Below are 10,179 nucleotides of genomic sequence, written 5' to 3' on the forward strand. Positions count from 1 at the left end.
CTGAAACAGCGGTAAAGTAAGATTAGATAGCGGTAACGTTAGCCGCAGACGGACCTTTAGCACCGTTCTCGATAGTGAACTGTACGTTCTGGCCTTCAGCCAGGGTCTTGAAACCTTGATCCTGGATAGCGGAGAAGTGTACGAACACATCTTTGCTGCCGTCAGCAGGAGTGATGAAGCCAAAGCCTTTAGACTCGTTAAACCACTTAACCTGACCTTTCATCATTGACATAGGAATTACCTTTTAAAAATAAATTTCGCCACCATGGGCATGTTATAGCCGGATTTCAGTCGTTACTTATGGAGGCACTAAGAAGGAAATTCGTCAGAGCAGGGTTATCATGGATAACGCTTTAAATTGGAACAACTTTACTCAGGATGTCGTGCATAAATAGGTCTGTACCACAGGCCGGTATGTATTTACTCATGACTGCCCCTTAATAGCAACTCTTTTTAATGCAATGCGGCGGTAAAGCGTGAAATTAGTCATTTTTTGTACCAGACAGTACAATTGGCGTACAATTATCAGGCTACTTTTCAACGGGTTGTGGATTATCTGCTGCCAAAACCGCTCCACAGTGCGCGCAAAATTTTGCATCAATTTCGTGGCCGGAATGCAGACAAGTCTGACAGGAACGGGCAGCACGCCCTTTTTCCAATTCTTGTGACATATAAGCCGTTAAAATCCCGGTCGGCACGGCGATGATAGAGTACCCCAGCAGGATCAGCACCGACGCAAGCATTCTTCCCAGCGCGGTATGCGGCGTAATGTCACCGTATCCGACTGTCGTCAGTGTCACCACGGCCCAGTAAACAGATGCGCCCAGCGAGGTGAATCCGTCACTGCCGCCTTCGACTGCAAACATCAGCCCGCCAAAAAGACAAAGAATGATGGCGACAAACCCAAAGAAGATGCTGAGCTTACGTTTCGCGCGCATCACGCTGCGCCATAAAACCCCGGCGTCGCTCATATAGCGCAGCAGCTTCAGCACCCGCAGCACACGTAAAATTCTCAGCAGGCGGATCAGGATCTCCAGATTCCCCGCCCCCGCAAAAGAAGGCAGCATCCACAGGATGTACATGGGCAGAATGGTGCAGAGATCAATAATGCCAAAAAAACTCACCGGATAGCGGGTTTTGCGCGGCGAACAGATCACCCGTAAAACGTATTCCAGCGTAAAAAGCGCGGTAAACCCCATTTCGACCAGGCCGAACAACGGGATGATCTCAGGTGTCGCCGGAAATAAGTCACGTGCACTGGATTCGATAAACAACACCAGCACGCTGAGCAGTGACAACAGGATCCAAAATATTTCCATCCGTCGTCCAGTGCGGGTGCGGTGTTCAAATAAAAGGGCATAACAACGGCGTCGGGCTGACGCGAAAAAACGATAATCCTGAGACATAACCGGCACCGGCAAAAAGGAATTATGGCAAGAATAGACGCTTTTCATTGCCGCGCCTACGGACAAACAGCCCATAAAAAAGCCGGTCACACAAAGTATTGGTGCAATACGCTGTGTGACCGGCTTTTAAGGGTGGGTCTGCTGGCGGAACGACGCATTAATCCATTAATTCAGATACCGCGTGGCGAACATACGCCGTAATTTGCGCGACGTCTTCTGCGTCCGCACTGCCGCCGCCAATCGACCGCACGGTATTCTCGAGATGGCCGATATCCTGCTCAACTTTCTTCGCAATCTGCACTTTTACGATGGTGTCGACTGAAGAGATAAAAGCCCGCATGACAGCCTTCAGCGCGAAAATCTCACCGAAAGAATCGTACGCAGGTTTGTCAGAGACCGCTGGTTGAGCAGCCCGTGGGGGCAAGTTTTTCAGCCTGTCCACATGTTCAATCATCAGATCCATATCTCTGATGAGTTCGTCAAAACTCTTAGCCACTGGTTTTCCTTCGCCCGGCGAAAGGCAGCAGGATACCACCGCGCTTTCAAGCCGAGAAGTCACAGAAACGTGTAAAGAGTAAATTTCGCCACAATGCGCCCGCCCTGCCGTGTTCTTTCACTCAAAGAGTGATAAACCGGGCAGGCGCATCAGGTCGCTATTTAATCCATGTGATTCAATACGGCCTTCAGGCGTTTTTCAGTGACGCCATATCAACAACAAAGCGGTATTTCACGTCGCTTTTCAGCATACGTTCATACGCGCCGTTGATATCCTGCATGTCGATCATTTCCACATCACAGGAAATATCATGGGCGGCACAGAAATCCAGCATTTCCTGGGTTTCAGCGATACCACCGATCAGGGAACCGGCAACCGTTTTACGCCCCATAATCAGTTTGCCGCTGTGCAGCGCAGGTTCGATTGGTTCGATCAGACCGACCAAGATATGGGTGCCGTCACGTTTAAGCGTATCCAGGTACGGGTTCAGATCATGTGGGTTAGGTACGGTGTCCAGAATGAAATCGAAGTGGCTTTTAACTGCCGCCATTTGCGCTTCATCGGTTGACAACACGACGTGGTCAGCGCCCAGACGGTAAGCTTCCTGCTCTTTACCTTTGGAACGGGTGAACAGCGTAACGTCTGCGCCCAGTGCTTTGGCAAACTTCAGACCCATATGGCCCAGACCGCCCAGCCCCACCACAGCCACTTTGTGACCTTTACCGACTTTCCAGTGTTTCAGCGGAGAGTAAGTGGTAATACCCGCACACAGCAGCGGTGCCGCAGATTTGATGTCCAGCTTTTCAGAAACGCGCAGAACAAATTTTTCTGAAACCACAATTTGTTCAGAATAACCACCATAGGTCATCATGTTGTCATGACGATCATGGCTGTTATAAGTCATGGTAGCGCCTTCTTCACAGTACTGTTCCAGGCTTTCTGCACAGGATTCACAATGCTGACAAGAATCGACCATACAACCGACACCGACGGTATCGCCCACTTTGAAACCCGCGACTTTCGCACCAATCTGTTTCACGCGTCCGATAATTTCATGCCCCGGAACCATCGGATAAATGCTTTGATGCCATTCATTACGCGCCTGGTGGATGTCGGAGTGACAAACACCGCAGTACAGAATGTCGATCACAACGTCGGTATCACGCGGGTCACGGCGAACAAAATTATGAGGCGCAAGAGGCGCATCCGCTGAAAGTGCAGCGAAACCACGAACGTTAAGCGTCATTTTTATCTCCTGATTGGATTACGGAATACTGCATGCCCGCAGAAAAGGCAGGCACCGTAAAATTATGACGGCTTAAGGTGACTCACTGATATAACGATCCTCGCCATTACTTGCCTGAATCTGTTTTTTTCAGGATTTTTAGCATGGATTGTACAGAGACTAAACAATGGCGCTCTGCCCGCGAAGCGCCATGCTTTCAGAAAGGATTAAATCAGACCCGCTTCTTTCAGTTCGCTTTTCAGGTAAGCGTAATAGATAGGCGCCGCGACGACGCCGGGTATACCGAACGCCGCCTCGAAGATAAGCATCGCCAGTAAAACTTCCCAGGATTTCGCCTTGATACGGCTGCCCACAATACGGGCATTAAGAAAGTATTCCACTTTATGAATGATAATCAGATATGCCAGCACCAGCGCACCGACCCACAATGACAGCGACAGGCCGACAATGAAAATCAGTGTATTCGAAATCAGATTACCGATAACCGGCAGCAGTCCGCAGACGAATGTCACGACAACCAGTGTTTTCGCCAGCGGCAGATGAATGCCGAACAACGGTAAAATACCGAACAGGAAAATGCCGGACAGTACGGTATTGATCAGGGAAATCTGGAACTGCGCAAAGACTACGTTACGGAAGGCTTCGCCCAATAAATGCATCCGTTGCAATAACTCTTTTTTCAGTGGCGCGTGCAGTTCCCCCTTACGCGGCTGCTGAAGCGAGATAATCGCCCCGAGGATCATACCGATAATCATGGTCAGGAAAACATGGGCGGCGTTCTTGCCAACGGCCTGAATCATCACAATATGCTCACGCAACCACAGCAGGAAACTACGCTGCAACTCTTCAATATTCGCCGGTAAATAATGCAGTAACACGGGCGATAAGCGGCTTTGCGCGTCTGTCAGCAGACGCGATACCATGGCGTTAAATGCCACGGGATTACGCATATCTTCCATCAGAAAATCGGCAATGCCCGCAATCGCCAGCGTCAGACAACTGATAACCAGGGTCGCAATAATGGCCACCACTAGCCAACGTGCACGTTCGCCACTGATAATTTTTTGAAAGTACGGAGTAAGCGCATTGATGAGTTCAAACACTAAAAAACCGGCAATAAAACATGCCAGTAAATGAAGAGGAAGAATCAGTAACAACCCGCCCGTCACAATCACCACACTGAGCCAGCGAATTTGATTCGATCTCATAATTTGCATTGCCTGTATCCTTAGATCTCTGTGTACCGGGCTTCCCCCGGATCGGGTCATATCATAGCACTGAAGTCCGGCGCACAATCCTCTGACAACTTAACCCGTTAAGAAAATTTTGACAGACAGAGAGGTTCTTCTATCATCTCCCCCTGAAAAGATCGTAAAGAAAATCCGAGAGTCTGGAGAATAATATGTCTGAAGTAATGCGCGAGAAACTGGCCCTGCCTGCCGGACACGATAAATTATTACTGCATTCCTGCTGTGCGCCCTGCTCAGGCGAAGTGATGGAAGCCATTCAGGCATCGGGGATCGACTATACGATTTTCTTCTACAATCCTAATATTCACCCGCAGAAAGAATATCTGCTACGTAAAGAAGAAAATATGCGTTTTGCCGAACAGCATGGCATTCCTTTTATCGATGCCGATTATGACACCGATAACTGGTTTGCGCGGGCAAAGGGAATGGAAAATGAACCTGAGCGTGGTGTGCGCTGCACCATGTGTTTTGATATGCGTTTTGAACGCACGGCATTATATGCCTTTGAACATGGTTTCAGCGCCATCACCAGTTGTCTGGGTATCTCCCGCTGGAAAGACATGAAGCAAATCACAGGCAGCGGCGAACGTGCCGCGGCACCTTACCCGGGCATGATTTACTGGGATTATAACTGGCGTAAAAAAGGCGGATCGGCGCGCATGATTGAAATCAGCAAGCGCGAACGCTTTTACCAACAGGAATACTGCGGCTGTGTTTATTCCTTGCGCGACAGTAACTTACACCGCAAAGCACAAGGCCGCGGGCTGATCAAACTCGGCGTCAAATATTACGGCGACGAAGACAACGAATAAAACTGCCTGAACCCTCTCTTTTTGTTATATCCGGTCAACAGGCCGGGTTAATTATTCTGTTATTTCGCCCGCCTCCTGTCAGATTCGCCAGTCATAATTGACACGTTAGTTATTTATTTTGCCAGCCCCTTAAGCCTGAGTTTTCTAGAATAATTTCCTATGACCTGCCCCGCCTTTGTGCCTTGTATTCACCGCTGTTGCTTGTTACTTTCCGTCTCATATTTTTATATATATGCATTTAACATAAGAAATAACACCCGGTTATTACAGGTGTATCAACATTATTCAGGTTCATTAAAAATATAAAGCAAACACGTCATTATTGAGGGACAAAATATGTGGGTATTAATAGGTATTCCGATCGTTGTGCTGGGTTTTGCACTGCGGTTTAACTCTTTACTGGTGGTGACGGTCGCCGGTATTTCTACCGGCCTGGCGGGCGGAATGCATACCGTTGATATCATCAGCGCATTTGGCAAAGCGTTCACCGATAATCGCTATATGGGGTTGATATGGCTGACACTGCCGGTGATTGCCATCCTCGAGCGCAGCGGCCTGAAAGAACAGGCGCGTCATTTAATTTCCAAAGTACATGCTGCCACCACCGGTCGCGTGCTGATGCTGTACTTTTTCCTGCGCCAGATGACCGCAGCACTGGGGCTTAACTCGCTCGGTGGTCATGCGCAGATGGTACGCCCGCTGATCGCGCCGATGGCTGAAGCCGCAGCCACCACCAGATACGGCGATTTGCCCAATGATATCCGTCAGAAGATCCGGGCTCATGCCGCCGCAACCGATAATGTGGCTGTTTTCTTCGGCGAGGACATTTTCATTGCGGTGCAATCTATCCTCCTGATTAAAGGCTTTCTGGAACAGTACGGCATTAACGTTGAACCGTTGCACCTGTCTGTCTGGGCGATCCCGACGGCTATTGCTGCGCTGATTATCCATTTTATTCGTCTGTGGTTACTTGACCGTTCGCTGGCTAAGCGCTTTGACGTGCAACACGGGAGCGCGGCGAAATGATCACCTTGCAGACTGTTTATATTCTTGCGGGACTGATGTTCTGTGCTTATGCATTTTTCAACGTACGCGACAAAAGCCACTCACGCCGTTATGTCAATGCGCTGTTCTGGGGGATTTACGGCATAACTTTCCTGTTTGGTGCGCAATTGCCACACTTCATTACCGGTTGTATGGCGATTCTGCTGGCGATCATCGCCGGGAGCGGAAAACTGGGGAAAGGCAAATCAGAAAGCGGACAGCCTGATCAGGTTGAAAAGCGTGAAGCTGGCTCAAAACGTTTTGGCAATAAACTGTTTATTCCTGCCCTGTTGATCCCCCTGGTGACCCTGGCCGGCACCCTGACGCTGAAATACACGCCGCTGGTGGAAGCCAAAAACGTCACGCTGATTTCGCTGGTAATCGGCACGCTGGTGGCCTTCATCGTGGCGCTGATTATGCTGCGTGATTCGCCGGTCAAAGCAGTGAAAGCGGGTGGACAGACAATGGATACCGTTGGCTGGGCAGCTATTTTGCCACAAATGCTGGCCGCTCTTGGCGCGCTGTTTGCACTGGCGGGAGTCGGCGGCGTGGTGTCGGACCTGGTCAAAAATATCATTCCGCTCGGTTCACCGCTGGCGATTGTGATTGCCTATACCTTCGGCATGGCGCTTTTCACGATGATCATGGGAAACGGTTTTGCCGCCTTCCCGGTCATGACGGCGGGGATCGGGCTGCCACTTATCGTCAACCAGCTGGGCGGAAATCCGGCGATTATGGGCGCGATCGGCATGTTATCCGGTTTCTGCGGCACCCTGATGACCCCGATGGCAGCCAATTTTAATATCGTCCCCGCGGCGCTGCTGGAATTGCAGGATAAGAATGGCGTGATTAAAGCGCAGTGGAAAACCGGTGTATTACTGTTGCTGGTCAATACCGCGTTTATGTATTTCTTTGTGTTCCGTTTCTGATAAGGAAAGACGATGACGACGCAACAACATAGTGTACTGACGGCAGAGATGGCATCCCGTTTTGCTTCACTGGCACTGAATCACTTAACACGCGAATACCCGAATAAACTCATGCATGCCATGAGCAGCGCAGCGGATGCGCAAACGCCACGCCAGTTGCATCCGATCTTTTACGGCAGCTATGACTGGCATTCCTGTGTGCACGGATACTGGTTATTGCTGCGACTGCTGGATCGTTTTCCACAACTGCCGGAAGCAGAAAAAATCATTGAGGTGGCCGGCCGGCATTTCACGGCAGAAAATGTCGCCGGTGAAATGGCCTATCTGCAACAGACGCAACATGCCGGATTTGAACGGCCGTATGGCTGGGCGTGGTGTCTGGCGCTGAGCCAGCAATTGCATGAAATGACCCTGCCACAGGCTGCGGAATGGGCGAAAACGCTCGCGCCCATGAGCCGGTTCTTCGAAAAGAGTTTTAGCACGTTTCTGCCAAAGGCAACCTATCCCCTGCGGGTCGGCAGCCATTTCAACACAGCTTTTGCCCTGGCGTTAACACTGGATTATGCCCGCTGTGTTAAGCATCACAAACTGGCAGAATTGATCGAAGAAACGGCATTGCGCTGGCATCTTGAAGATGTGCATTGTCAGGCATGGGAACCGGGCGGTGATGAATTCCTTTCACCTTCCCTGATGGAAGCTGAACTGATGCGCCGCGTTTTACCGCCCGAAGCATTTGTGACCTGGTTTGGCCGTTTTTTACCGGATCTGGCGCACAGCCAGCCTGCGACACTGTTTATCCCCGCCACGGTCACTGACCGCAGCGACGGTAAAATTGGCCATCTGGACGGGCTGAATCTCAGCCGTGCCTGGTGTCAGCGTTCGCTGGCCTCTGCGCTGCCAGCGGGTGATCCGCGTGCGGTCTTGCTACGTCAGACGGCAGAAGCCCATCTGCACAGCGCGCTGAACCATCTCGACAGCACCTATATGGGCGAGCACTGGCTGGCAACCTTTGCCCTGTTAGCACTCGAAGCCTGACAGCCCGTCACCTCTGTTCAGCCGCAGGATTACCGTAAACCCGTTAACGAATGATCCCGCGCGCTGAATGAAGGAAAAAAGCATTGAAGTGGCACAGTAACGGATATTCCGTGCTGAGCCGCTCAATTTCTGACTTTACCCGTTCAATCGTTTCCTGCCGGTGATAAAGCAAATCGTACAGATAGCGGATGATATTTTGCTGCGAACTGCCAGCCCGGCAAAATTCTGCTGTCTGCTCGTTTATCCCTTTAGGTACCGCGCGGTTTCCGCCTGCCATCACAAACGGCGGCACATCCTGCACCACACACGTATTGGCAAGCAAACGGGCTCCCGCACCAATAATACAAAACTGATGCACTGCGCACAGGGCATCAATCCGCGCATCATTACCTAATAAAACATGCCCTGCCAGAGCACTATGTTCGCCAATGAACGTGGCATTTCCCACCTGGCAGTCATGGCCGAGATGGACACCCCGCTCAAAAATATTCAGATGCCCTATCCGGGTCATACCGCCGCCCTGTACAGTGCCTCGATGTAATGTGGCATGGCAGCCAATCTGGTTTCCATTGCCGATTTCCAGCCCGGTAGGTTCTCCGGCGTATTTCAAATCCTGACTGATTTCGCCAATGGAAGAGCCTCTGCCAATCTGATTATCCCTACCTATTTTGGTATTGCCGTTGATGATGACATGCGAAGAAATGCATGTTCCTTCGCCAATTTGCACACCCGCTGAAATAACACAAAAAGGCCCGATAACCACTCGCGGCCCAATAATCACACCGGGTTCAATAATGCTGCTGGCCGCAATGATGGCCGAAGATGAGATCAACACGAATATCCTTCTGACAGCCCGCAGACAGTCAGTGATGAATTAAACCGGTCAGGCATAATCAGGGAAAGACAAAATGAGCGGAGGGAAACGCGCTCAGAGAGGTTTAAACAAAGGGTGTTTCGTTGAACATCCACATCGCTACGCCGGTGAGCATAAGGCTTCATGCAAGAAAAGGCGGTCTCTTATATTTTATATATTTTCTGAACTTTTTCAGAAACGCTGCAGGATGAAGGATTTATGACGGGTAGATTAAGGCTTTCTTAAGCTTGGATGAATATTCTTATGAATATTCATTTCCGTACGTTATCTTTCCCTCACATTAACCCTGCTACCGTCATTTTGTTGGGAGTTTTCATTGCGCTATATATTTCCGAAGATCAGCTACTTTACGCTGACTTTATTGCTGACTCTGTATTTTACCTTTGTGGTTAACTTACCTATTTTGTTGCATTTTTACCGCATCTTAAATGCACTGCCCGCATACAATCTGGCTTTCGCCCTGAGCATTCCGGTCGCGCTGTTTGCCGCACTGAACTTTGTGTTCACCCCTTTCAGTTTTCGCCCGTTGCTTAAGCCATTCTTCATTATCGTGCTCCCGGTCAGTGCCCTCGCCAGTTTCGCGATGATGACCTTCCAGGTCGTTTTCGATCGCGGCATGATCGAGAATATCCTCGAGACGCAATCTGCTGAAGCATCCTCATACCTGAATCTGAAAGTGGTGCTGTGGTTTGTCTTCACCGGCGTTTTGCCCGCGATTTTGCTTTTCCTGACACCGGTCAGCTATGAAAAAACACTGCTGCGCCGTCTGGGAGTACGCCTGGTGTCAATGGTGATTTCATTGCTGGTCGTTGCTTCCATTGCCGGCGTTTTTTACAAAGATTATGCTTCCGTTGGCCGTAACAACCGCACTCTGAATCTGGAAATCGTACCGACCAACTATCTTTACAGTGCGTTCCAGTACATGAATCACCGTTACTTCACACCGAAAATGCCGTTCCGGTGACCCTGACCCAAAATCCTGCTCCATTCAGAAACAGAATTCCGGCATGATAAACACTCCCCTGAACGGAGGTGGTGCCGATGAAAAAGTCACGATTCACCGAAGAGCAGATTGTTTTTGCCCTTA

10 protein-coding genes and 1 pseudogene are annotated in these 10,179 nt (G+C 50.1%); 5 read left to right on the forward strand and 6 right to left on the reverse strand.

Annotated elements, in window-relative coordinates:
• Nucleotides 1–22: 22 nt before the first annotated feature.
• The 5 genes from cspE to J1785_RS07890 form a co-directional block, all read right to left on the reverse strand.
• Nucleotides 23–232: a transcription antiterminator/RNA stability regulator CspE gene (gene cspE / locus J1785_RS07870; protein WP_013575246.1), complete on the reverse strand. Its 210-nt coding sequence runs from the start codon at nt 230–232 to the stop codon at nt 23–25.
• A 298-nt stretch (nt 233–530) separates the two neighbouring features.
• Entirely contained in the window at nt 531–1,454 is a 924-nt protein-coding gene (locus J1785_RS07875) for a potassium channel family protein (protein ID WP_217137816.1), read from the reverse strand.
• A gap of 109 nt (nt 1,455–1,563) precedes the next feature.
• Nucleotides 1,564–1,902: a hypothetical protein gene (locus tag J1785_RS07880; RefSeq protein ID WP_217219177.1), complete on the reverse strand. Its 339-nt coding sequence runs from the start codon at nt 1,900–1,902 to the stop codon at nt 1,564–1,566.
• A 187-nt stretch (nt 1,903–2,089) separates the two neighbouring features.
• On the reverse strand, nt 2,090–3,148 hold the full coding sequence (locus J1785_RS07885; RefSeq protein ID WP_129951034.1) for an NAD(P)-dependent alcohol dehydrogenase: 1,059 nt from the start codon (nt 3,146–3,148) through the stop codon (nt 2,090–2,092).
• A 206-nt stretch (nt 3,149–3,354) separates the two neighbouring features.
• The gene (locus tag J1785_RS07890) at nt 3,355–4,365 is read right to left on the reverse strand and encodes an AI-2E family transporter (RefSeq protein WP_129951033.1); all 1,011 of its coding nucleotides are present in this window, start codon (nt 4,363–4,365) and stop codon (nt 3,355–3,357) included.
• Between the two features lie 185 nt (nt 4,366–4,550).
• Here J1785_RS07890 and J1785_RS07895 point away from each other — a divergent pair, with 185 nt between their 5' ends.
• The 4 genes from J1785_RS07895 (at nt 4,551) to J1785_RS07910 (ending at nt 8,218) form a co-directional block, all read left to right on the forward strand.
• Nucleotides 4,551–5,210, forward strand: a complete 660-nt coding sequence (locus tag J1785_RS07895; protein ID WP_217219178.1) for an epoxyqueuosine reductase QueH — start codon at nt 4,551–4,553, stop codon at nt 5,208–5,210.
• 336 nt (nt 5,211–5,546) lie between these two features.
• Complete coding sequence (locus J1785_RS07900; RefSeq protein ID WP_129951031.1) at nt 5,547–6,236, forward strand: DUF969 domain-containing protein; 690 nt, start codon at nt 5,547–5,549, stop codon at nt 6,234–6,236.
• Nucleotides 6,233–7,183 carry a DUF979 domain-containing protein gene (locus J1785_RS07905; protein ID WP_129951030.1) on the forward strand — a complete coding sequence of 317 codons (951 nt, stop codon included), beginning with the start codon at nt 6,233–6,235 and terminating at the stop codon, nt 7,181–7,183. Before J1785_RS07900 ends, J1785_RS07905 begins: the two co-directional genes overlap by 4 nt.
• A gap of 12 nt (nt 7,184–7,195) precedes the next feature.
• The gene (locus tag J1785_RS07910) at nt 7,196–8,218 is read left to right on the forward strand and encodes a DUF2891 domain-containing protein (RefSeq protein WP_129951029.1); all 1,023 of its coding nucleotides are present in this window, start codon (nt 7,196–7,198) and stop codon (nt 8,216–8,218) included.
• Nucleotides 8,219–8,261: 43 nt separating this feature from the next.
• On the opposite strand, the gene lpxA is transcribed toward J1785_RS07910, so the two are convergent.
• On the reverse strand, nt 8,262–9,050 hold the full coding sequence (gene lpxA, locus J1785_RS07915) for an acyl-ACP--UDP-N-acetylglucosamine O-acyltransferase (protein WP_238483136.1): 789 nt from the start codon (nt 9,048–9,050) through the stop codon (nt 8,262–8,264).
• Between the two features lie 358 nt (nt 9,051–9,408).
• On the opposite strand from lpxA, the pseudogene J1785_RS07920 reads away from it, so the two are divergent.
• Nucleotides 9,409–10,053, forward strand: a pseudogene (locus J1785_RS07920) (phosphoethanolamine transferase domain-containing protein); the annotation flags it as partial.
• Between the last annotated feature and the right edge of the window lie 126 nt (nt 10,054–10,179).

The sequence above is a fragment of the Rahnella perminowiae genome (genome assembly GCF_019049755.1).
GTDB classification, from domain to species: Bacteria; Pseudomonadota; Gammaproteobacteria; order Enterobacterales; family Enterobacteriaceae; genus Rahnella; species Rahnella perminowiae.